We start from the raw sequence: 21,819 nt of genomic DNA, 5'->3' as shown, positions 1-21,819 counted from the left end.
TCCGGCCAGGCCAGAAAGCGGCCAGTAAAAATGGCTAAATCAAAAAAGTTTGATGTTTGATATGTATGGGAACCAGCGACGGTGGCCCTACACTTTTGAGACAGATTTTAGGATAATTTTCAATTTGTTGCGCTAAAAGAACCAAAATTTCTGACATCAAGTCAGGCAATGGCAATAAGGAAGCATTATAAAAATGCATATCCACGAGTTTAGCAAGATTTTGGTCGGAATTCTGAAGGTCAGTATTAGGCACATCGTCACAGCACCCGGGCATCTCTTCTCCATCAGGACAACAGTTCTTATCCTCTGCAAAAAGATTGATATGAGCCAATTCTTCTCCGCAATAATGCATGGAATAACTCATTCCCGCATTGAAGCAGAAATAAATCATCAGCAGCGCTATTTGGACAAGTTTTCGCATAATTACTTTATAAGCTCACTACAAAGATAGATAACCTTATTGCTATAAAGTTATATAATTTTTGTAAATTTTAAACAGGCAAAGAGGTGCGAATCCTCAATAGTGCCTTCAAAACTTAGTTAGCTAACTGTTTTACATTGTATAATTTAGCAATTCAACACTCCAGCCCTTACCATGTTGACCGTAGAACATCATTTTACCTGCCCTCATTGTCTTTCTCAAATTTCCATGATTTTGGACTTGAGTGTCAGTCCCCAAAAGTACATCGAGGATTGTGAAGTCTGCTGTAGACCAATTGAAGTGCATTTTGAAACAAAGGGTGATAATATTACCTATTTTTCAGCGAACCCCTTAGAACAGTAATGAACAACAACTAAAAACTCCTTATTTTTAGCAATCTTGCATTTTCAATATTCTGGTTATACATTTGCCCTACCTAAGCTAAAACTCTTATGATCAGAATATTAACCCTATCCATCGTTTTTCTTTGTATATCATCTCCTTTATTTGCTCAACAAAAGGCCACATTGGGAATCCAAAAGGCCGCTGAGGAATTTGCACAGGCCAATATGGAAGGTGATTATGAAACCATCATTAAATACACCTATCCTTTGGTGCTCAAAAAATCCGGGGGAAAGGAAGGGCTAAAGAAAGCTTTGACGGATGCTTATGACCTTTTGAAGATAAGGGGTATGAAAATAAAGAGCTTTGAAGTCGGCGAACCGCTGAAGGTCACACATACTTCTGGGGAAGTCCATGCCTTGGTCCCCGTAAAATCAAAAATCCACGTTCCAAAAGGAGAAATCATTAGCCAAATCACCTTGATAGCAGTATCAGATGAAGCCAGTGGGAAATGGTATTTTATCGAAACCTCCGGGCTTGACCCCAAAAATATCCACAACTACCTTCCCACTTGGGATTATACCTTGGGCCTTCACTTTGATAGCTCCAAGGAGTTTGTGGCCAGCAAATCATCCGAGTAAATTTTCCTTATAAAGAACTGCTATCCACTATTTCCTTTCCGCATTGTCTCCATTTGGTCCCACAGCTTTTCTGGGATCTGATCCAAATGGCTGAACTGCCCTGCTCCGTTTAACCATTCACCACCATCAATGGTAATCACCTCTCCATTCACATACGCGGAAAAATCCGACACCAAATAAGCCGCCAAATTGGCAAGTTCCTGATGTTTCCCTACCCGTTTCAGCGGAATCCTCTTGGCAGGGTCAAATTTATCTGCCAACTCCCCCGGTAACAAACGACTCCACGCACCCTCTGTGGGAAACGGACCAGGTGCGATGGCATTGAAACGGAGGCGATATTTGGCCCATTCCACTGCCAACGAACGGGTCATCGCTAGTACACCCGCTTTTGCGGTGGCACTGGGAACCACGTATCCAGAGCCTGTCCAGGCATAAGTGGTGACAATATTCAAAAATGTTCCTGGTTGGTTCTTATCAATCCAATGCTTACCGGCTGTCATGGTCATATTCACCGATCCCTTAAGGACTATGTCGATGACCGTATGAAATGCATTGGCTGAAAGTCGCTCGGTAGGACTGATAAAATTTCCCGCGGCATTGTTTACCACCACATCAACATGTCCCAGCTGATTCACCGCACTTTCAAACATGGCTTCCACCTGATCCACGGCTCTTACATCACAGGCAAGCGGAATCACCCTGCCTCGGCCCACTTCAGCCTCTAGCTCACCAGCTGTCTTTTTCAGTACATCCAGCTTTCTACTGGTAATGATCAAATTGGCACCAAGCTCTAAAAAGTATTTGCCCATGGACCTTCCAAGGCCGGTACCTCCACCAGTGATCAGGATATTTTTTCCTTCCAGGGCATCTGATTTGAGCATTCCGTTTAGATATGACATAGCGTTTGAAATTTTGCAGTGATAGGCTCAATATAAATAATTGTAGCTTCATTCTGATCAAATGCTCCATCAAACTTGGGTAAACTCTTCCTGACAATAATGTGTCAAGTGAAAAAGTTGGGGGATTAGGGTTGGTTCCGATAGCCGCAGATGATGCAGATAAATAAGATTTACGCTGATTTTTTATAATAATCTGAGCTCAATTTAAAATACCGTCATAGCGAGGAAGTATAGCCTGTCCCGAGCTATCGGGAACGTGGCAATCCCATATTAAGAAAACGAGATTGCTTCACTCCGTTGCTCTGCATTCATATGACGGATTTATACTGATTTTTAATCGAATTCAGGTTAATAGGGTACACATTCCTATTGCTAAATTAAAGAGAAATATGCTTACCATAGCCATCTGGAAATCTCTCATCCCCCAGAAATATTGCTTGGTCCATAATAACGAAGGAACCCTTCGGCATAAAAAAAGCCACTCGAAAGTGGCCTTTTTAACGTTTATGTATTTGTCAGATTAATATCGGTAATAATCAGGCTTATATGGCCCGGCTACTTCCACACCAATGTATTTAGCCTGGTCCTCTGTAAGTTCATCCAGTTCCACGCTAAGTTTAGCTAGGTGCAAGGCCGCCACCTTTTCGTCAAGGTGCTTGGGAAGCACATATACTTTGTTCCCATACTGATCGGTATTACTCCAAAGTTCCATTTGTGCCAAGGTCTGATTCGTAAATGAATTGGACATTACAAAAGACGGGTGCCCAGTGGCACAGCCCAAGTTCACAAGTCTTCCTTCTGCCAATAGGATGATGTCATTGCCATTGACATTATAAAGGTCCACCTGAGGCTTGATTTCGTCTTTGGTGTCACCGAAGTTTTCGTTTAGCCAAGCCACGTCTATCTCATTGTCAAAGTGTCCAATGTTACAAACGATGGTTTTGTCCTTCATTACTTTAAAATGTTCCCCCGTGATGATGTCCTTATTACCAGTAGCCGTCACCACGATGTCTGCTTCAGCAGCAGCATTTATCATTTTCTTCACTTCAAAACCGTCCATAGACGCTTGCAAAGCACAGATAGGATCTATTTCCGATACAATCACCCTGGCACCTGCTCCTCTCAATGAAGCCGCAGAACCTTTTCCTACGTCACCATATCCAGCCACTACAGCTACTTTTCCAGCAAGCATCACATCGGTAGCTCTTCTGATGGCATCCACCAAGGATTCCTTACAGCCGTATTTGTTGTCAAACTTGGATTTGGTCACCGAATCGTTAACGTTAATAGCCGGCATTGGAAGGGTACCGTTTTTCATCCGCTCATAAAGTCTGTGCACACCGGTTGTGGTTTCTTCAGACACTCCTTTGATTCCTTGGACCAATTCAGGATACTTGTCCAATACCATATTGGTCAAATCCCCGCCGTCATCCAGGATCATGTTCAACGGCTGCTTGTCCTCTCCAAAGAATAAAGTTTGCTCGATGCACCAATCAAATTCCTCTTCGTTCATTCCCTTCCAAGCATATACGGGGATGCCAGCAGCAGCAATAGCCGCAGCGGCATGGTCCTGCGTGGAGAAAATATTACAGGAAGACCAAGTCACCTCAGCCCCAAGTTCCACCAATGTCTCTATCAATACCGCAGTCTGGATGGTCATATGGAGACATCCTGCTATTCTGGCACCTTGCAGAGGCTTGGATGCTCCATATTCGGCTCTCAATGCCATCAAACCTGGCATCTCTGCTTCAGCCAATCTGATTTCTTTGCGTCCCCAATCGGCCAAAGAAATATCTTTTACTTTATACTTGACGTACTTTGATTTAGTTTCTGACATGTAGTTATGATTTTTATCAAAATTTTCAGCTCACAAATTTACTCAATCCTGTAGACATTATGAAATATTACCTCGCTTACAGAAATTTAACCTCCTTAAATGCATATTGGTTTTCATTTCCGCCCCTTTTCTTGATGATCAACTTCCCTTCTGTTGTAATTCCGGTAATCATTCCTTCATAAATACCTCCATCATCCTCGTAGGCGGCCCATTCTTCACGGCGGTAGAGATCCTGCCAATAATCTTCTCTCAACCTATCAACTTCTCCTTTCTTTACCTGGATATAGCGTTTTTCTATCTCCACAAGGACATCATTCAGTAAGTCCCATTTATCTACCTGACGACCTGACAAAACGGCTAAGGAGGTTGGTCCAGGAAAAGCAAAATCCAGCTGGTTCAGGTTCAGACCGATTCCGACCACCGAGGTTTGAATGCGAGACTGTGTCAGGCTGTTTTCTATCAGGATGCCTCCAAGCTTGCCATGACCTACATGGACTATATCATTGGGCCATTTCACCTTTATTCCTTCTGTATACTTGATCAAGGCATCTTTGACGGCATTTGAAACCAACCTGTTCAAATCAAACTGGGCCGATGCTGACAAAAATACAGGTGCCAAGACCAGTGAAAAAGTCAGGTTTTTGCCTGGCTCACTATACCATCTGTTTCCCCTTTGTCCTCTGCCTTTGGTTTGGTTATCGGTAAGGATAATGCTGCCTTCTTTAGCGGTGCCCTCTTTGATCATATCGGCTGCAATTTCATTGGTAGAATGACACTCTGTCATGTAAATGATATCTTTACCGAGAAAAACAGTATTGGCAAGGATTTTATGCATAAAATAATTAGTTATTTTGTCTTACAATAAGGATATTTAACCTTTTATTGTAACGCTTAAATGAAAAGTAAAATTACAAACAAAAAGTATGACAGCAGAAGAGCTGAGTAAAATAATCGTAAAAGGAATGGAAGATAAAAAAGCTTCCGATATTGTGGTGATGGATTTGCGGGAAATTAATAATTCTGTTTCTGATTTTTTTGTGATTTGTTCTGGCTCATCTGACAAACAGATCGAGGCAATCTCTGATGCCGTAGAAGAAGAAGTTTACAAATCCCATAAAGAAAAACCGTGGAGAAATGAAGGAAAAAGCACCAATCAATGGGTCTTGGTAGACTTTATTGACGTGGTAGCACATATTTTCTTAAATGATAAAAGAGATTTTTACGGACTTGAAGAACTATGGGGTGATGCTAAAATCACCGAAATAAATTAAGTCTCGTAAACTTTCATTTTTTCAATTCGTTGTACCTAAAGTCATTGAATTAATTATTAAACGATGAGTGATAAAAACAAAAATAAAAAGTTCATTCCCAAACCTCCCCAAAAACCCAATTTCCAACTGTGGCTGATTGTCACTGCGGTCATTGTGCTGATCGGCATTACCTGGTTTAACCAGCGCAGTGCCATGATCGAAACCACGCAGATGAGGTTTGAGGAGATGGTACTTAGTAACGATGTTAAAAAAGTAGAGGTGATCTACAATCAAAACTATGTGGAGGTCACCCTCAAAGAAGGAGCATTACAAAACCAACGATACAAGGACGAACTGGAATCCCAAAATCCTTTCTTCAATCCCACGGGACCGCATTACAAGGTAACGGTACCGTCTGTGGACAAGTTTATCGAGAAATTTGAGGCACTGGAAGCCAAGCTTCCGGAAGAGGATCAAATCGGCTATGAGGCCCACGCTGAAGAAAGCTGGGGCAATTGGTTTGGCAGTTTTGGGTTCTTGCTGCTGGTGTTCTTCCTCTTCTGGATCATGATGAGAAGAATGGCTGGCCCGAGTGGACCAGGCGGTCAGATTTTCAACGTTGGAAAATCCAAGGCCCAGCTATTTGACGCTGAAAACAAGGTTAAAATCACCTTTGGCAATGTGGCAGGCTTGGATGAGGCCAAAGAGGAAGTACAGGAAATCGTGGAATTTCTGAAAAACCCATCCAAGTTCACCAAGTTAGGTGGTAAGATCCCCAAGGGAGCCCTTTTAGTAGGCCCTCCCGGTACCGGTAAGACCCTCTTGGCAAAAGCCGTAGCCGGTGAAGCAGGCGTTCCATTCTTCACATTATCAGGTTCTGATTTCGTAGAAATGTTCGTAGGCGTAGGAGCAGCAAGGGTCCGTGACCTCTTTAAGCAAGCCAAAGAAAAAGCACCTTGTATCATCTTTATCGATGAAATCGATGCCATCGGCCGATCACGTGGAAAAGGCCAAATGCCAGGTTCCAATGACGAACGTGAAAACACCCTGAACTCCCTTTTGGTAGAAATGGATGGATTCGGTACCGATACCGGTGTCATTGTTTTGGCAGCCACTAACCGTCCCGATGTACTGGACAGTGCATTACTTAGACCTGGACGATTTGATCGTCAGATCAGCATTGACAAACCGGACATAGTAGGGAGAGAAGCCATTTTCAAGGTCCACTTGGCCCCTATCAAGACCAATTCGGACATTGATCCCAAAAAGCTGGCGGCCCAAACACCAGGTTTTGCGGGAGCTGAAATAGCCAATGTATGTAATGAGGCAGCACTGATCGCTGCCCGTAGAAACAAAGCAGCAGTGGATATGGAAGACTTCCAGGATGCCGTGGACCGTGTCATCGGAGGTCTTGAAAAGAAAAACAAAATCATATCCCCAGAGGAAAAGAAAATCGTGGCTTACCACGAAGCGGGCCATGCCGTAGCCGGATGGTTCCTAGAGCACGCAGACCCATTGGTAAAGGTGAGCATCGTACCGAGAGGAATCGCAGCCCTAGGCTACGCCCAATACCTTCCAAAAGAACAATTCCTCTACCAAACAGAGCAGTTGATCGACGAAATGTGCATGACACTTGGTGGCCGTGCAGCTGAAGAAATCATATTTAGTAAAATATCCACCGGGGCACTTAGCGACTTGGAGAGAGTGACAAAAATGGCCTATAGTATCGTTTCCATTTACGGCATGAACGACAAAATCGGAAATGTGTCTTTCTATGACAGCAAAGGAAGCGAATACAAGTTTGATAAGCCATATTCTGAAGCTACCGCTGAGACCATAGACGAAGAGGTAAGAAAACTCATTACTGCCGCCTATGATAGAACCAAGCAACTTCTCAACCAGCGAAAGCCAGAACTGGAAAAACTAGCACAGGAATTACTTGAAAAAGAGATCATTTTCCAGTCCGACTTGGAAAACCTCATCGGTAAGCGTCCTTTTGATAAGGAAACTACTTATGAAGCCTTTACTAAAAAGACTGATAAGACAGATGACAGTAAGGCAGAAAACACTGCAGACGACTCATCCAAGGTCTCCGGAGATGACTCCTCTGATGTAGAGGAAAGCCTCAGTGAGAAAAAGGACTAGTATCCATAAAAATCTCCGCTTACACAAAAGGCTTCTCCCCCAAAACTGGAGGGAAGCCTTTTATATTTATCGTCCATCAAACAACACCACCTTTTCTCCCTTCGTTTTGCTTATCTCAAAAGATTGTTAATTTTGATAAATCATCTGTTTTCAACCAAACAACCAATAGGATTACCATAGCTGGTTTAGGAATTGCAAAACAAGTTTAACATCAGCACATCCCTTTGGAACGCCTTAAGAAATTCATGAACATTCACTTAACATCCCATAGAAAGGTATTTTTCGCTTCTGATTTTCATCTTGGGGCACCTGACCTGCAAACCAGTAAAATAAGAGAAGAAAGGATCATCCGCTGGCTTAGCCAAATTGAGGATGAAGCTGCTGCAATCTTTTTGGTGGGGGATATATTTGACTTTTGGTTTGAATATGAAACAGTTATCCCGAAAGGCTTTATCAAGTTTATCAGCAAAATTGCACAGCTCAGGGAAAAGGGCATTCCAGTGATTTTCTTCACAGGCAACCACGACCTCTGGATGAAGGATTATTTTACCAAAGAACTGGACATCCCTGTCTACCACAATCCCATCACACTGGAAATCAACCATAAAAAGATACTGGTAGGACATGGAGACGGCCTAGGCCCAGGAGATAAACACTACAAAACTCCTCAAGAAAGTATTTACCAATAAATTTTGCCAAGGGCTCTTTAAATGGCTTCACCCTGACATTGGTGTCAAAATCGCTAAAAAGTGGTCTGGAAGCAGCCGTATCAGCAATCAAGCCAAAAATGAGGACACCTTCAAGGGGGATGATGAGTGGCTATGGCAATATTGCAAGGATGTGGAAAAAAAGATGCATTTTGACTACTACGTGTTCGGGCATCGACACCTCCCACTCTCATTGGAAGTCGGTGAGCATTCAATGTACTTTAACCTCGGTGAATGGGTAAGCCAATACACCTATGGAGTATTTGATGGAGAAAAATTTGTACTATCAGTTTTTGAAAAATGAAATTCCCGTTGATTTTTCTTTTGCTGACACTATCGGTCTTACATGTTTCCCAAGGACAAGGAATCAAATGGGAAAAGATCTTTTCGGACTCACTTTCCTCCATTGGATTGGTAGATTTTGACAACAAAGACAACCTCTTCTATTCCGACCAAAAAGGGAACATCACCGTCCGATACAACTTTACTGCTGATTCCACTAACTATTACTCTCCCGCTTATCAAAGTACCCTCCAGCAGTTTGAAGCTACTAAAACTGTCAATATTTTCACCTTTTCACGCGATCTTCAACGAATTGAAATACTTGATCGTTTTTTGAGTCCCCTCTACTCCACCAGACTGAGTGCACCCGCATTTGGGAATATCCGAGCAGCTACATTGGGCAATAACCTTAAAGTTTGGCTTTTTGATGAGACAAATTACCATCTTCTCCAATGGGATTACCAAAGGAATACCATCCTCCAGGACCAACCACTTAACCTGATCATCACCGATGGAGAATGGACTGTAGAAGAGATTGTAGAACATAAAAATATCGTCTTCATTAATGCAAAGGGAAAGGGCATATACCTGTTGGACAATCAAAGTAACTATTTAGGCTTTCTACCCATTCTCACCAACCATAAGCTCGCCTTTCATGATAATTTTCTTTTACATATGGAGGACGAAAATCTCGTCATCACTGATTATTTATCAGGAAAATCAAAGCGTGTGAAGGCTCCATTTAAATCACCTGCCATAGCGGTCGGGAAAAACATGTTGAGCTTTTACACAAAAAAACTGATCGTAACCTACAAAATTCCTAACAGTTTGTTCGCATCGGAGTAATTGCCCCCAAAGTCCACAATTTTAACCAGATTTAACACATTGGAAAAAGCATCACTATTGGCATAAAACAAACTATTATCCGCGTTTTTACCTACATATACGGTTAAATCTTAAATACTTTCATTAGAATTACTAGATTTTTTAGAATATTTTCAATAAAAAACCCGATTTTGATTCGAAATCTGGTTTGATTTTTGCAATTTTGCGACCCGATGAGAAAACATTTACCAAGTAAGATTTTACATATCATTTTTCTGACCACGGCACTACTGGTATTATCTGGTACGGTCAGGGAATTTTATGCCCAAAATTTCCTCAAGAAATCGGAAAAACAATATTACTTTTCCCAAAAAACCTGAACAAGCCCGATGTAGACTTCAACCTAAAGTCTACAGGATCAAAAAAATTCAAGATTATCCTGCAAGATGATGTTCAGAACAATACCTCTGTGAAGATATTTGATATCATCGGAAACTTGATCATGGAGGATACGATAAAACCCAAAGATGGTAAGCAGAAGACCTATGATTTTTCGCACATCAGCAGCGAATTGTTTGTAGTAGAGGTAGGAAAACTCCAAATACAACAAAACGAAAAGCATCTATGCCAATCCTCAAGGTGTCAAAAAGCCTGATGTCGCCAGTTCCAGCACTCCTTCTGACCATAAGAGCGACAGCACCTTAGAAAGGTAAATAAAATATCAACACGGATAAAGTAGAAAAGTTAGGGATAGGACTATGTTTTTTGTTTCTAAATGATTTACTGTGGGTAAATTATCCACGGGACTGTCCCACTTGTGCGGATAGATCAGGGGAATAGTTTTGCTCCTACCGCACAAAGCCCTCTCAAGGCAACCTGATTATACCAGGCTTAAATGCCCAGCGGCATTGGCCAGGACTCCCTTCTCACTATTTTAGCCGACAGAAGTGTAAGCAGGGATGCTCCGTTAAGAGCATCAGCTTGGTAACAGAAATTGGATACAGCATCCTAACAGTGCCGTAGGTACTGACCATTGGCAAGGAAAATATATATCATTATCGACTGCATCAGGAGCATGGGCACCCAAATTCATCCGTCCACGCGATGCTTCGATCTCCATAGCCCGCTAGCGCTCAGTTTACCCATAGTAAATCATATAGAACCTTCCTTTTTCGGGGTCAAGTGAAAAAGTTGGGGGATTAGGATCGGTTTCGATAGCACGCAGATGGTGCAGATTAATAAGATTTGCGCTGATTTTTTTTATGCTGGAGCACTCAATTCCTATTGCTAAATTAAAGAGAAATATGCTTACAAAAACCACGTGGAAATCTCTCATTTCCCAGAAATATTGCTTGGTCCCTTTTTAGCTTCAGGTCAAAAAAGAACCAAAAAAAAGCCCGGATAAACCGGGCTTTCAATTTTTAATCTTAAGAAATCGCTTTCTTAGTCTACTTCTACCAATTTGATATCAAACACCAAATCTTCACCTGCTAATGGGTGATTGGCATCCAAAGTGATCTTTTGCTCATCAACATGTATCACTTTTACAGGTACAGGCTGACCTTGTTGGTTCTGGATAGAAAGATCCATACCCACTTCCGGCTTAATGTCTGCAGGCACTTGCTCCGCAGGCACATCGATCATCATATCATCTCTTTTGTCACCATAAGCTTCAGCACATGGGATGGTGATGCTCTTATCCTGTCCCACTTCCATTCCGCTAACAGCAGTATCAAAACCTTTGATCATATTTCCATCGCCTAATGTAAACTGAAGTGGCTCTCTGTTTTCTGAAGAGTCGAATACTGTTCCGTCTTTTAACTTACCAGTGTAATGTACTTTTACGGTACTTCCTTTAGTTGCTACAGACATTTATTATTTCTTTTTTTGTGAATAACGCTAAAGGTAATACTTTTTAGAAGGGATAAAAAAGAATCACTGGGTTGATTTAAAAACCGTTCAAAAACGATCTATTTTTGTTCATTTTCGTACATCAAAAAATCCAAAAACCTATTTAATTTCGCTAAATTAGGCATTTATAAAGATGGCACCATTTCAGCAAAAGCCAAGGCATATTGCAAAACAAAAATATACACTCCAATGGAAGACACTAGCTTAGGCAAAATATTGATCGTTGATGATAATGAAGATCTCCTATTTGCAGCAAAGATGCTGTTAAAAAAATATGCGAAAGAAGTCACCATAGAAAAAGATCCTCGAAGGATTCCCTTTTTAGTCAATAACAATAATTACGACGTAATCCTTCTGGACATGAATTTCACAGAGGATACCACCTCAGGAAAAGAAGGATTCCATTGGCTCAAGCAAATCAAAGAAATTGACCCAAAGGCTGTGGTCATCCTTATCACGGCCTTTGGGGATGTGGAAATGGCCGTCCAGGCACTCAAGGAAGGGGCTACGGACTTCATTCTCAAGCCATGGCAAAACGAAAAACTATTGGCCACGCTAAGTGCTGCCAGCAGACTGAAGGAGAGCTACGACCAAGTGGACAACATCTCCCAAAAATCCCGGCAGCTCCAAGCGGATATGAAAAAGCCCTTTTCGGAGATCATTGGGCAGAGTTCTTCCATGAAAAATATTTTCTCCATCATCGATAAAGTGGCCCAGACAGATGCCAATGTATTGATTTTGGGAGAAAATGGTACAGGAAAGGAACTTATCGCCAGGGCGATCCATGACCGGTCACTCAGAAGAGACGAGATATTTGTGGGGGTAGATATGGGAGCCATTACGGAGACCTTATTTGAAAGTGAGCTCTTTGGTCATAAAAGAGGAGCCTTTACCGACGCCAAAGAAGACCGTGCAGGTCGTTTCGAAGTGGCTGACAAGGGAACGTTGTTCCTTGATGAGATCGGCAATCTCAGCATGCCGCTCCAGTCCAAGCTCCTTACCGTCCTCCAAAAGAGAGAAGTTACCCGTATTGGCACCAATAAATCCATTCCTGTAGATATCAGGCTGATCAGTGCTACCAACATGAAAGTCCATGATATGGTAATGGAAAATACCTTCCGTCAGGATTTACTATACCGGGTCAATACTGTAGAGATATTTCTCCCCCCCCTTCGGGAAAGGCATGATGATATTCCCTTATTGGCCAACCATTTCCTGAAAATCTATGCAAAAAAATATCGCAAGGATTTCACAGGGTTCAAATCTGCCGCCATCCAACTGCTCCAAAACTACAGCTGGCCGGGCAATATCCGTGAACTTCAACATGCCATAGAAAGGGCCATCATCATGGCGGAAGGCAATGAACTGGACAGCAGGGATTTCTTTTTCCTTTCATCCAAACCAACGGCAGAAAAAGTAAAAAGCAATGGCACCTTAAACCTGGACGAAGTCGAAAAAAATGTGATTCAAAAAGCCATCGATAAAAATGGAGGAAACATCTCCAAAGCAGCTAAAGAACTCGGACTGACCAGGGCATCCCTGTACAGAAGATTGGAAAAATATGGATTATAAAATTGGTTTACTCGGCAGGGTGGCATTGCTCACCTTGACGCTCTTTATACTTTCTTACGCGATCCTAAACAGTGCTGGGGTGTTTGTCACATCACTGTTTATCATTCTCGTCATTGCACAACTGATTTTCCTGGTCAACTACGCCGAGAGCAGCTTTAAGAAAGTACGCCAATTCCTTGATAATATTAAGCAAAACAACTATTCTACCGTCTACCCGGTGAAATTTGACGGTACCGAAACCGATGATCTCCATATCGAGTTCAATGCCATTCTGGCCAAATTAAAAGAAGACCAAGCCGAAAAAGAAGCCAATTACCAGTACTTTAGATCCGTATTCCAGCACTTGAGCATTGGGCTGATCACCTTTGAGGAAGATGGCAGAATTCAGATACTCAATACCGCTGCCAAGCGCATGCTCAATATCGACCACCTGGGCAATATCCAGGAAATCGACCAAGTCAACAAAGAACTTCATAATGCTATTCAGACCCTTAGGACTGGAGGGAGTGAGCTGATCAAAATCGCTCACCAGGATGGGATCATGCAGCTGTCCGTCTATGTCATTGAACTTGTACTGCGGGGGGTAAAATTCAAGCTGGTGTCCCTCCAAAACATCCAAAGTGAACTGGAAGAAAAAGAAATGGAAGCCTGGCAAAACCTGGTACGTGTACTCACCCATGAGATCATGAACAGCATTGCACCCATTTCGTCTTTGGCATCCACCATAAAAAGTGACATTCAGTCCCAGGTGGAAAAAGACCAAGCTGTACCTGTGGCAGAGGTTGAAGATTACCTGATGGGAATCTCAACCATCGAAAAGCGCAGTGAAGGATTAATTGACTTTGTAAGTGACTTCCGAAGCCTCGCCCACATCCCCGTGCCCAAGTTTTCTGCCATTAGCCTCCAAGAGTTGTTTGACCAGTTGGCCGTTCTCTTCCATCACCAGATCGAGCTGCACAATATTCGCTGTGAAAAGAGAATTGAGCCCAAAGACTTGCTGCTTTTTGCTGACAGCTCACTCATCGAACAAGTGCTGATCAATATCATACAAAACGCCATTCATGCTGTAGAAGAAGCTGAAATCAAAAATATCAGCCTACATGCTTTCATTGATGAAGCAGGAAAGATTATCATCGAAATATCTGATTCCGGAAAGGGAATCGAAGAAGAGGCCCTCAACAAGATTTTCATTCCATTCTTCACGACCAAAAAGAAAGGTTCGGGTATCGGCCTAAGTCTCTCCAAGCAAATCATGAGGAGACATAAGGGGAATATCCAAGTAAAATCGACCGTTGGCAATGGAACGACTTTTAAGCTCATCTTTAACGCCTAAAACGGGATATATCAACGCTTGGTAAACAATCCTTAACCTAACTCCTCTCCCTTGGTAAAATCATATCACTAACCACTCTCAGCCACACCTACATCACCAAACCTACTGTAAACTAGGTTTTTAACATTTAGGTAACATTTATTTCACAAGAAAATACAACCCTCTCTAAAAACATCGCATTTTAATAATAAGTCATTCATCATCAATTAATTCCTACTTTATACCTTGCTTCCAAAACAAGTAAGCTATTGAAGACACAATTCAAAACTATCGTTATTTCGGATATCCATTTGGGGACAAAGGGATCCAAAGCTAAAGAGGTCGTTCGGTTTCTTAAAAAATACCGCTGTGAAAATCTCATCTTAAATGGTGATATCATAGACGGTTGGCAGCTTAAGAAATCCGGGGTATGGAAGCGAAAGCACACTCGTTTCTTTAACAGAATTCTTAAGATGATCGATAACGATAACACAAAGGTATACTATCTCAGGGGAAATCATGATGATTTTCTTGATCAGATTTTACCTTTGAAAGTCGGAAACCTGTCCATCCAGAAGGACATGATGTACGAATCTTGCGGAAAAAAATACTATATCCTTCATGGGGATGTTTTTGACAGCATTACCACAAATCTCCGCTGGATAGCCTATCTGGGTGATATTGGCTACACCTTTTTACTCTGGCTAAACCGTCAAATCAACCATTACAGAAGAAAAAAAGGCCTTCCCTACTATTCATTATCCCAATACGTGAAGGGCAAGGTAAAATCAGCCGTTTCATATATAGACAAATACGAAAAAGAACTGGCGATCATGGCCAAAACAAAAGGCTGTGATGGGATCATCTGTGGCCACATCCACAAAGCCGAATCCAGAATCATCGACGGAATCGAATACCTTAATTCCGGTGATTGGGTGGAAACGATGAGTGCCCTGGCAGAGGACTATGAAGGCAACTGGCAACTGATCTATTACAATGAGATTGATTTTGCAAAAGGCAGTGTGGATGACAGCAAAATCATTCCAATACACGAAAAAGAATCCTATGCTGCGGTATCCTTCCAGAAGCCCAACGACGATCTGGAACTGCCGCCATTCCGTTTTTGATCATGAAGTTTATCTTTATCGTACAGGGTGAAGGTCGTGGGCACATGACGCAGGCACTGGCATTATTTGAAATGCTGACCAGTCAAGGCCACACAGTATCTGAAGTACTGATCGGTAAAAGCAGCCGTCGAGCCCTTCCCGATTTTGTGAGGAAAGGCCTGAAAACGAAGCTAGTCCAATTTGAAAGTCCCAACTTTGTGGCTGACAAAAAAGAAAAATCCATCAATATTGGCAAGACCATTCAGCATAATCTTTTTAGGATGGGACGATTTTCAGGCAGTTTAAGGCTGATTGACCAAGTGGTCAAAACCAGTAAACCAGACATCATCCTTAATTTTTACGACCTCTTGGCTGGCATATATAATTTCATTTACCGCCCAAAGGCCTCTTTTTGGACGATCGGCCACCAGTACCTTATAATGCATCCTGATTTTCCTTTTGCCCCTGATGCGCCCCTCCAAAAAGCACTGTTTAAGCTTAACACCAAGGTTACCGCCCTTGGTGCACAGAAGTACCTAGCCCTATCTTTCCGAAACCTACCGCCATCATCACAAAGTAATATGATGGTACTCCCTCCCCTTCTTCGTCCACAGTTAAAGCAGCTACAGCCATCATCAGGTGATTTTATCCTTACCTATATGGTGAATTCAGGCTATGCGGAAGAGGTTATAGCATTCAGCAAAAAACATCCTGATATTAAAATTGAGGCTTTCTGGGACAAAAAGAACATGCCCTCTCCCTATTTCCCAACGCACAATCTTACGTTTCACCAGATCGATGACCAACTCTATCTAGAGAAAATGGCCGCTTGTCGGGGATTGCTCAGTACAGCGGGATTTGAATCCATCTGCGAAGCCATGTACTTCGGCAAACCCGTCATGATGGTGCCGGTGTCAGGACAGTATGAGCAAGCATGCAATGCACTCGACGCCATGGCTGCCCATGCAGGAATCACACATAACGAGTTTGATTTCAAAAAATTTGATATTTTTTTAAAAACTGCCAACAATACCCCTTCCAATTTTGTAGATTGGGAAAAGGAATTGGGAAAAAAGCTAACGGAAATTTTATCATCCCAAAATAACTGGCAGCATAATTCGCCTGTAACGTTTCCAAAACACTCGGCAAACGTCTGAATCAGTGGCTGTATTTCACCTCATTCATTTCGGCCAAATAAATGGAAATCGATTTTTATAAAAAATTCATTTTCTTCGTAAAAGCTTAACCACTCCACAGATATAGTTTTTAATAAAACTCGTAAATTCGGGTTTTAGCTTTGAAGATGAATCTATGAATATAGAGAGAACAAGACTTAAAGAAGACACCGACAGAATAAAGCATTGGAAAAAGTGGGGGCCTTACCTTACGGAAAGGCAATGGGGAACTGTTAGGGAAGATTATAGTCCTGATGGTGCTGCCTGGGAAAATGTAACCCACGAAAATGCCCGTAGCAAGGCTTATCGTTGGGGAGAAGAAGGTATCGGTGGGTTCAGTGACAACAAGCAAAAGCTATGCATGGCATGGGCCTTTTGGAACGGCAAAGACCCCATGATCAAAGAAAGGCTCTTTGGCCTCACTGGAAACCAAGGAAACCATGGCGAAGATGTAAAAGAGCTCTACTATTATTTAGACGCCACGCCTACTCACAGTTATATGAAGATGCTTTACAAGTATCCTCAGCAAGAATTTCCCTACCAAGAACTCGTGGATGTAAATGCCAAAAGAGGCAAACATGACCCCGAATATGAACTTATAGATACGGGGACTTTTGACGACGATGCCTACTTCGACATTTTTATGGAGTATGCGAAAGAAGACAACGAAGATATCGTAGCCAAAGCCACCATTCATAACAGGGGTAAGGAAGATGCCGAAATATGGGTAATGCCCACCATCTGGTTCCGAAAAACCTGGTTCACGGGACACGAGCCATTTTTACCTAAACTGAGTAAGAGTGGCAGCAATAGGATTCTTGCCTCCAATCAAAAATTGGGCAACTACCATTTCCATTTCGATGGGGAGCCTGAGCTCTTGTTTTGTGACAACGAAACCAATAGGAAAAAGGTATACGACATTGAAAACCAAAAGGAATTCCTGAAGGATGCCATCAATGACTTTGTTGTATATGGTGAAACGGACCACCTAAATCCCGCACATTTCGGCACCAAAGCTGCAGCAGTTTATAAAATCACGATTCCTGCTGGAAACTCGCATACAGTGGCCTTTCGCATGGCCCATAAAAATACTGTTGTAGATATCAAGGATTGTGATAGCATCATTGAAAAGCGTCTACAGGAAACAGATGAGTTTTACCTCGACCTCCAAGGACATGTTACAGATGAGGAGCTCCGCAGTATCCAACGGCAGGCTTACGCAGGAATGATGTGGGGAAAACAGTTCTATTACTATAATGTGGAACGCTGGCTGGAAGGAGACCCTGGGCGCTACATGCCTCCATCAGAACGTAAAAAGGGCAGAAACAATAACTGGCGACACCTTCAAAATTACGATATTATCTCCATGCCGGACAAGTGGGAATACCCTTGGTATGCCGCCTGGGATTTGGCATTCCATTGCATCCCATTGGCGAGGCTTGATGCGGAATTTGCCAAAGAACAACTCCTTTTGCTGCTAAGCGAATGGTACATGCACCCCAATGGCCAAATCCCAGCATACGAGTGGAATTTTAACGATGTGAACCCACCGATCCACGCTTATGCAGTGCACCGCGTCTACCAAATGGACAAGAAAATGAACGGTGGCAAAGGCGATCAGGAATTTTTGGAACGGGCCATGCACAAGTTGATGCTCAACTTCACCTGGTGGGTAAACCAAAAAGACAGCGATGGGCAAAACATCTTTGAGGGAGGTTTTTTGGGACTGGATAATGTCAGCCTATTTGACCGAAGCCATGTTGATAAATTTGGTGGCCGGCTGGAGCAAGCTGACGCCACTTCCTGGATGGCCATGTTTTCGCTTAATCTTTTGAGGATTTCGCTGGACCTATGTGAATTCAACAAAGTCTATCAATATACCGCTACCAAATTCCTGGAACACTTCCTTTATATCGCCGGTGCTATGAACAATATTTCCGGCGAAAACATCAGTCTGTGGGATGATGAGGACAATTTCTTTTATGATGTGCTGCACATCGATGACACGGCTCCCATGCGGATGAAGGTAAAGTCTATTGTGGGAATCATCCCTCTTTTTGCTGTCGAGCCCATTAAGGAAGAAATGTATGAGAACCTTACTGAATTCAAAAAACGACTGGATTTCTTCCTCAAAGAAAAACCAAAACTGGCATCACTGGTCTCTAACTGGATCGAGCCCGGCAAAGACAAAAGACACCTGTTCTCCCTCCTGAGAGGTCATCGCATGAAGAGCTTGCTCAAAAAGTTATTGGATTCAGAAGAGTTTCTCTCTGATTATGGGATTCGCTCTGTATCCAAATACCATAAAGACCATCCTTATTCCATGAAGCTGAACGGGGAAAAACACACCGTGGAATACACTCCCGGAGAGTCCAATACACGCATGTTTGGCGGTAATTCCAATTGGCGAGGCCCAATATGGTTCCCCATCAACTGGCTGATTATGGAATCCTTAAAGAAATTCAATTATTACTATGGTGGAGATTTTCCTATCGAATACCCAACTGGATCTGGCCGATTTGTCACACTGGACATCATAGCCAAAGAACTTTCATTGCGAAACATTAAAATTTTCATGCGAAACAAAGAAGGTAAAAGACCGGTTTTTGGGGATAACGAAAAGATGCAAAACGACCCTCACTTTAGAGATCACCTACTGTTCTATGAGTATTTTCATGGTGACAACGGGAAAGGCCTCGGTGCCTCCCACCAAACCGGATGGACTGGCCTGGTGGCAGAAATGATCCACAAATATTACCCAAGAGAAGAAAAAGTAATCGATGATGCTGTCACCTTATTTAGAAGCTGATCGATTGGAAGCAGGGTGTGATGAAGTAGGCAGAGGCTGCCTATGCGGACCTGTAGTGGCTGCTGCCGTGATTCTGCCCAATGACTTTGCCCACGCCCTCATCAATGATTCCAAAAAGCTCAGCAAAACCAATAGGGAAAACCTAGTAAATGAAATCAAGGAGAAGGCCATCGCATGGGCGGTGGCCGAATCATCTGTGCAAGAAATCGATGAAATCAATATCCTAAACGCTTCATTTTTGGCCATGACCAGGTCTATACAGGCACTTGCTGTCGAGCCTGAGCATTTATTAATTGATGGAAACCGCTTCAAGAGCGAGCTCAAAACCCCATTTGACTGTATCGTAAAAGGGGATGGAAAATATGCCAGCATAGCGGCTGCATCCATATTGGCCAAAGTCCATCGTGACCAACTAATGACAGCCCATGCCAAAGAGTTTCCGGGATATGGCTGGGAGAAAAACGTGGGCTATCCTACCAAACAGCATCGCGCAGGGATCCAAAAGCTAGGTCCTACCCCACTGCACCGCAAATCCTTCAAACTCCTTCCCGACCAACTGGAAATCGGATTTTAATAGTACCAACCAGCCTCTAAAAACCACCGTAACCAACTAAAAAAGAACCAGTTAACAAGATAAAACGAATCAAAATATTGGATCATACGATAGTGAATCGTATATTTTCATGAATTAAATAGTACAATTATGAAAATTACCGCCATTATCGAAGATGGAATGATCGAAGAACTGATCAAAGAAACTGGGGCAAAGACCATCACTGAGGGACTTAAAGTAGCCATTAAAGATTACCTCTCCAAGCGTAAAATTCAACATCTCTCTTCGCAGCTTGTGAATGAGCCTTTGGAATTTTCCTATGGTGCAGATCATCTGCGTGAACAAAACCGCAAATGAACGGGGTCCTGGTAGACACATCGGTTTGGATCGAATATTTCCGGGGCAATCCGGATTTCATCAAACCAGGGCTCCAACTCATTGAAGAAGGCAATGCCTTTAGCCTTGAAGTTATTTTTGCGGAGCTGGCGCAAGGAGCCAAGCATGAAAAAGAAGTCAACTTCATCACGGAATTTTTTAGCAATATGAAACTCCTGGATTATCCGGGATTGACCTTCGGCGCGGGTATTTACTCCCAAGAAAATAAGTTGGTCCAATATGGAGTAGGGCTTATCGATTCGATCATTATCCTATGCGCCAAAACATACAACCTGAAAATATGGACCTTGGACGAAAAGATCAGAAGATTTGTCGGGTATGATATGATTTTCAGTACTGATCAATATTTTGGGTGACCTGCTGGCAATTTTCCTTTTTCTAGTCACAAAGAGACTAGGATTTTGGTTGGACTTTGCCTATAATTATTATTTAACCCAAAAGGATATTACCCGTTAAACGTGCATGCTCATTTTATTGAGTAGAGAGCTCAACACATATCAGTACTGAGGCTAAGCTCCAGCATAACCTGATGTTTAGTGTCAACAATGTTATAAATATATTTCTCACCATCCTTAAATCCATAAGAAAGTTATTTAGGTATTTTTTATTACTGGAGTCCGAGAAAACAATCGTCAAATTAAAAAAATCAACTGTTTTGATCCCTAAATCCCCTAAAGGTGACTTTCTAAAGCTCCCCTTTAGGGGATGGGGATTATTTTAGGGATTGGAATAAAAACCCTCCAATTTCTGTTTAAAGACAGTTTTTGATCATATTTGAAATTTAGTCGGACGATAGTAATTTCTTATCATTCCTTTTTGGCTGCCAAAACAGTAGATTATAGGATGTGATTATACTGAATTGTGCAAGTAATCAAATTCATTAGAAGAAAGTCCACGGATTTCCACGATTTTTTTTATGTCAATCATTAATTGATATAAGGCAGTTTGCTGAATATTCTCAAACTGGCAGAAAAGCGTATAATCATATTATAGGATCAATTTATCTTTTTGGTTTATTCACTGCTCATTCTTTTTATGAAGAGATCTGCCATCTGTCTATTCGCCACTGCTACATTGCTACTTTTAACTTATGCTACAGGATATTGTCAAGTAAACTATTTCTTCAAAGTAGAAACAGGATATATGAGTTTCAAGAACAACACCATTAATGTAGACCCTGGTCCTAGCTGGATGGGATACTATCTGAAAGACAAGAACAGTCTGGCATTCCGTCTGACAAATGGTATAAGCTATCGTGAGAAACCATATACTGGTTTAGGGTACTTGAATTTTGAAGGCATTAAAGGAATATTCGTTTTTAGGGATTTTGAGTACGTGTTTTTAACCTCAAAATTGAGCCCTATCTTGAATTTAAAATTAGGGCATAGTCACTTGTGGAACCAGTATAATAATGGCAGCGGAACTGCATTGGGGGAATTGAACATGGGACTTAATTTCAAATTTTCGGAAGAACTGGGTATTTACTTCAAGTCTGGCATACTACTCACCCAACAATCAAAACTTTCCCCTTTTAATTTTGGAATTAGGTACCGTTAGGAGGACGATAAAGAAAGAGGTCGGCCATTAATGGCCGACCTCTTTTCATATATCCGTTTTACCGTTTTCTAAAAACCGG

Annotated in this window: 20 protein-coding genes and 1 pseudogene; 16 read left to right on the top strand and 5 right to left on the bottom strand. The window is 42.1% G+C overall.

Features of this window, described 5'->3' with window-relative positions; all coding sequences use genetic code 11:
• Positions 1 to 34: 34 nt before the first annotated feature.
• A complete protein-coding gene (locus FKX85_RS11595) occupies positions 35 to 421 on the bottom strand; it encodes an HYC_CC_PP family protein (RefSeq protein WP_141614885.1) in 387 nt (128 codons plus the stop codon).
• Positions 422 to 595: 174 nt separating this feature from the next.
• Between FKX85_RS11595 and FKX85_RS11590 the strand changes: the two genes are divergently transcribed.
• The gene (locus tag FKX85_RS11590) at positions 596 to 784 is read left to right on the top strand and encodes a CPXCG motif-containing cysteine-rich protein (protein ID WP_141614884.1); all 189 of its coding nucleotides are present in this window, start codon (positions 596 to 598) and stop codon (positions 782 to 784) included.
• 89 nt (positions 785 to 873) lie between these two features.
• Positions 874 to 1,404 (top strand): hypothetical protein, encoded by a 531-nt coding sequence (locus FKX85_RS11585; RefSeq protein ID WP_141614883.1) that lies wholly within the window; start codon positions 874 to 876, stop codon positions 1,402 to 1,404.
• Positions 1,405 to 1,424: 20 nt separating this feature from the next.
• Here FKX85_RS11585 and FKX85_RS11580 read toward each other — a convergent pair whose 3' ends face one another.
• From FKX85_RS11580 to FKX85_RS11570, 3 genes are all read right to left on the bottom strand, one after another.
• Positions 1,425 to 2,303 carry an SDR family oxidoreductase gene (locus tag FKX85_RS11580; RefSeq protein ID WP_141614882.1) on the bottom strand — a complete coding sequence of 293 codons (879 nt, stop codon included), beginning with the start codon at positions 2,301 to 2,303 and terminating at the stop codon, positions 1,425 to 1,427.
• Between the two features lie 520 nt (positions 2,304 to 2,823).
• A complete protein-coding gene (ahcY, locus tag FKX85_RS11575; protein WP_141614881.1) occupies positions 2,824 to 4,140 on the bottom strand; it encodes an adenosylhomocysteinase in 1,317 nt (438 codons plus the stop codon).
• A 76-nt stretch (positions 4,141 to 4,216) separates the two neighbouring features.
• Positions 4,217 to 4,975 (bottom strand): biotin--[acetyl-CoA-carboxylase] ligase, encoded by a 759-nt coding sequence (locus FKX85_RS11570; protein WP_141614880.1) that lies wholly within the window; start codon positions 4,973 to 4,975, stop codon positions 4,217 to 4,219.
• A gap of 88 nt (positions 4,976 to 5,063) precedes the next feature.
• Here FKX85_RS11570 and rsfS point away from each other — a divergent pair, with 88 nt between their 5' ends.
• The 5 genes and pseudogenes from rsfS to FKX85_RS21660 all read left to right on the top strand — a co-directional run bounded on the left by rsfS (position 5,064) and on the right by FKX85_RS21660 (position 10,004).
• On the top strand, positions 5,064 to 5,411 hold the full coding sequence (gene rsfS / locus FKX85_RS11565) for a ribosome silencing factor (RefSeq protein WP_141614879.1): 348 nt from the start codon (positions 5,064 to 5,066) through the stop codon (positions 5,409 to 5,411).
• A 63-nt stretch (positions 5,412 to 5,474) separates the two neighbouring features.
• The gene (gene ftsH, locus FKX85_RS11560; RefSeq protein ID WP_141614878.1) at positions 5,475 to 7,535 is read left to right on the top strand and encodes an ATP-dependent zinc metalloprotease FtsH; all 2,061 of its coding nucleotides are present in this window, start codon (positions 5,475 to 5,477) and stop codon (positions 7,533 to 7,535) included.
• A gap of 245 nt (positions 7,536 to 7,780) precedes the next feature.
• Positions 7,781 to 8,546, top strand: a pseudogene (locus FKX85_RS11555) (UDP-2,3-diacylglucosamine diphosphatase).
• Positions 8,543 to 9,370, top strand: a complete 828-nt coding sequence (locus FKX85_RS11550; RefSeq protein ID WP_141614877.1) for a hypothetical protein — start codon at positions 8,543 to 8,545, stop codon at positions 9,368 to 9,370. The pseudogene FKX85_RS11555 and the gene FKX85_RS11550 overlap by 4 nt, the downstream one beginning before the upstream one ends.
• A 448-nt stretch (positions 9,371 to 9,818) precedes the next feature.
• Positions 9,819 to 10,004 (top strand): hypothetical protein, encoded by a 186-nt coding sequence (locus FKX85_RS21660; RefSeq protein ID WP_229239591.1) that lies wholly within the window; start codon positions 9,819 to 9,821, stop codon positions 10,002 to 10,004.
• Between the two features lie 788 nt (positions 10,005 to 10,792).
• Here FKX85_RS21660 and FKX85_RS11540 read toward each other — a convergent pair.
• Positions 10,793 to 11,221: an FKBP-type peptidyl-prolyl cis-trans isomerase gene (locus FKX85_RS11540; RefSeq protein ID WP_141614876.1), complete on the bottom strand. Its 429-nt coding sequence runs from the start codon at positions 11,219 to 11,221 to the stop codon at positions 10,793 to 10,795.
• Positions 11,222 to 11,449: 228 nt separating this feature from the next.
• Between FKX85_RS11540 and FKX85_RS11535 the strand changes: the two genes are divergently transcribed.
• The 9 genes from FKX85_RS11535 (at position 11,450) to FKX85_RS11495 (ending at position 21,740) form a co-directional block, all read left to right on the top strand.
• Positions 11,450 to 12,832: a sigma-54-dependent transcriptional regulator gene (locus FKX85_RS11535; protein ID WP_141614875.1), complete on the top strand. Its 1,383-nt coding sequence runs from the start codon at positions 11,450 to 11,452 to the stop codon at positions 12,830 to 12,832.
• On the top strand, positions 12,822 to 14,165 hold the full coding sequence (locus FKX85_RS11530; protein ID WP_141614874.1) for a sensor histidine kinase: 1,344 nt from the start codon (positions 12,822 to 12,824) through the stop codon (positions 14,163 to 14,165). The genes FKX85_RS11535 and FKX85_RS11530 overlap by 11 nt, the downstream gene beginning before the upstream one ends.
• A 248-nt stretch (positions 14,166 to 14,413) precedes the next feature.
• Entirely contained in the window at positions 14,414 to 15,271 is an 858-nt protein-coding gene (locus FKX85_RS11525; protein WP_141614873.1) for a UDP-2,3-diacylglucosamine diphosphatase, read from the top strand.
• Between the two features lie 2 nt (positions 15,272 to 15,273).
• Positions 15,274 to 16,407: a glycosyltransferase family protein gene (locus FKX85_RS11520; protein WP_141614872.1), complete on the top strand. Its 1,134-nt coding sequence runs from the start codon at positions 15,274 to 15,276 to the stop codon at positions 16,405 to 16,407.
• A gap of 154 nt (positions 16,408 to 16,561) precedes the next feature.
• A complete protein-coding gene (locus FKX85_RS11515) occupies positions 16,562 to 19,234 on the top strand; it encodes an MGH1-like glycoside hydrolase domain-containing protein (protein WP_141614871.1) in 2,673 nt (890 codons plus the stop codon).
• Entirely contained in the window at positions 19,209 to 19,808 is a 600-nt protein-coding gene (locus FKX85_RS11510; protein WP_141616776.1) for a ribonuclease HII, read from the top strand. Before FKX85_RS11515 ends, FKX85_RS11510 begins: the two co-directional genes overlap by 26 nt.
• 129 nt (positions 19,809 to 19,937) lie before the next feature.
• On the top strand, positions 19,938 to 20,144 hold the full coding sequence (locus tag FKX85_RS11505; RefSeq protein WP_141614870.1) for a DUF2191 domain-containing protein: 207 nt from the start codon (positions 19,938 to 19,940) through the stop codon (positions 20,142 to 20,144).
• A complete protein-coding gene (locus FKX85_RS11500) occupies positions 20,141 to 20,539 on the top strand; it encodes a PIN domain-containing protein (protein ID WP_141614869.1) in 399 nt (132 codons plus the stop codon). The genes FKX85_RS11505 and FKX85_RS11500 overlap by 4 nt, the downstream gene beginning before the upstream one ends.
• A 679-nt stretch (positions 20,540 to 21,218) precedes the next feature.
• Entirely contained in the window at positions 21,219 to 21,740 is a 522-nt protein-coding gene (locus FKX85_RS11495; protein WP_141614868.1) for a hypothetical protein, read from the top strand.
• Positions 21,741 to 21,819 lie beyond the last annotated feature (79 nt).

This window comes from Echinicola soli (assembly GCF_006575665.1).
Lineage (GTDB): Bacteria > Bacteroidota > Bacteroidia > Cytophagales > Cyclobacteriaceae > Echinicola > Echinicola soli.
Note: the sequence above shows the minus strand (reverse complement) of the source record. Positions and strands in the feature narration are given on the sequence as shown.

What these genes read in the sequence shown, in the direction of transcription:
- FKX85_RS11595 (WP_141614885.1), bottom strand. Translation starts at nt 421, where the DNA reads ATGCGAAAACTTGTCCAAATAGCGCTGCTGATGATTTATTTCTGCTTC.
- FKX85_RS11590 (WP_141614884.1), top strand. Translation starts at nt 596, where the DNA reads ATGTTGACCGTAGAACATCATTTTACCTGCCCTCATTGTCTTTCTCAA.
- FKX85_RS11585 (WP_141614883.1), top strand. Translation starts at nt 874, where the DNA reads ATGATCAGAATATTAACCCTATCCATCGTTTTTCTTTGTATATCATCT.
- FKX85_RS11580 (WP_141614882.1), bottom strand. Translation starts at nt 2,303, where the DNA reads ATGTCATATCTAAACGGAATGCTCAAATCAGATGCCCTGGAAGGAAAA.
- ahcY (WP_141614881.1), bottom strand. Translation starts at nt 4,140, where the DNA reads ATGTCAGAAACTAAATCAAAGTACGTCAAGTATAAAGTAAAAGATATT.
- FKX85_RS11570 (WP_141614880.1), bottom strand. Translation starts at nt 4,975, where the DNA reads ATGCATAAAATCCTTGCCAATACTGTTTTTCTCGGTAAAGATATCATT.
- rsfS (WP_141614879.1), top strand. Translation starts at nt 5,064, where the DNA reads ATGACAGCAGAAGAGCTGAGTAAAATAATCGTAAAAGGAATGGAAGAT.
- ftsH (WP_141614878.1), top strand. Translation starts at nt 5,475, where the DNA reads ATGAGTGATAAAAACAAAAATAAAAAGTTCATTCCCAAACCTCCCCAA.
- FKX85_RS11550 (WP_141614877.1), top strand. Translation starts at nt 8,543, where the DNA reads ATGAAATTCCCGTTGATTTTTCTTTTGCTGACACTATCGGTCTTACAT.
- FKX85_RS11540 (WP_141614876.1), bottom strand. Translation starts at nt 11,221, where the DNA reads ATGTCTGTAGCAACTAAAGGAAGTACCGTAAAAGTACATTACACTGGT.
- FKX85_RS11535 (WP_141614875.1), top strand. Translation starts at nt 11,450, where the DNA reads ATGGAAGACACTAGCTTAGGCAAAATATTGATCGTTGATGATAATGAA.
- FKX85_RS11530 (WP_141614874.1), top strand. Translation starts at nt 12,822, where the DNA reads ATGGATTATAAAATTGGTTTACTCGGCAGGGTGGCATTGCTCACCTTG.
- FKX85_RS11520 (WP_141614872.1), top strand. Translation starts at nt 15,274, where the DNA reads ATGAAGTTTATCTTTATCGTACAGGGTGAAGGTCGTGGGCACATGACG.
- FKX85_RS11515 (WP_141614871.1), top strand. Translation starts at nt 16,562, where the DNA reads ATGAATATAGAGAGAACAAGACTTAAAGAAGACACCGACAGAATAAAG.
- FKX85_RS11510 (WP_141616776.1), top strand. Translation starts at nt 19,209, where the DNA reads ATGCTGTCACCTTATTTAGAAGCTGATCGATTGGAAGCAGGGTGTGAT.
- FKX85_RS11505 (WP_141614870.1), top strand. Translation starts at nt 19,938, where the DNA reads ATGAAAATTACCGCCATTATCGAAGATGGAATGATCGAAGAACTGATC.
- FKX85_RS11500 (WP_141614869.1), top strand. Translation starts at nt 20,141, where the DNA reads ATGAACGGGGTCCTGGTAGACACATCGGTTTGGATCGAATATTTCCGG.
- FKX85_RS11495 (WP_141614868.1), top strand. Translation starts at nt 21,219, where the DNA reads ATGAAGAGATCTGCCATCTGTCTATTCGCCACTGCTACATTGCTACTT.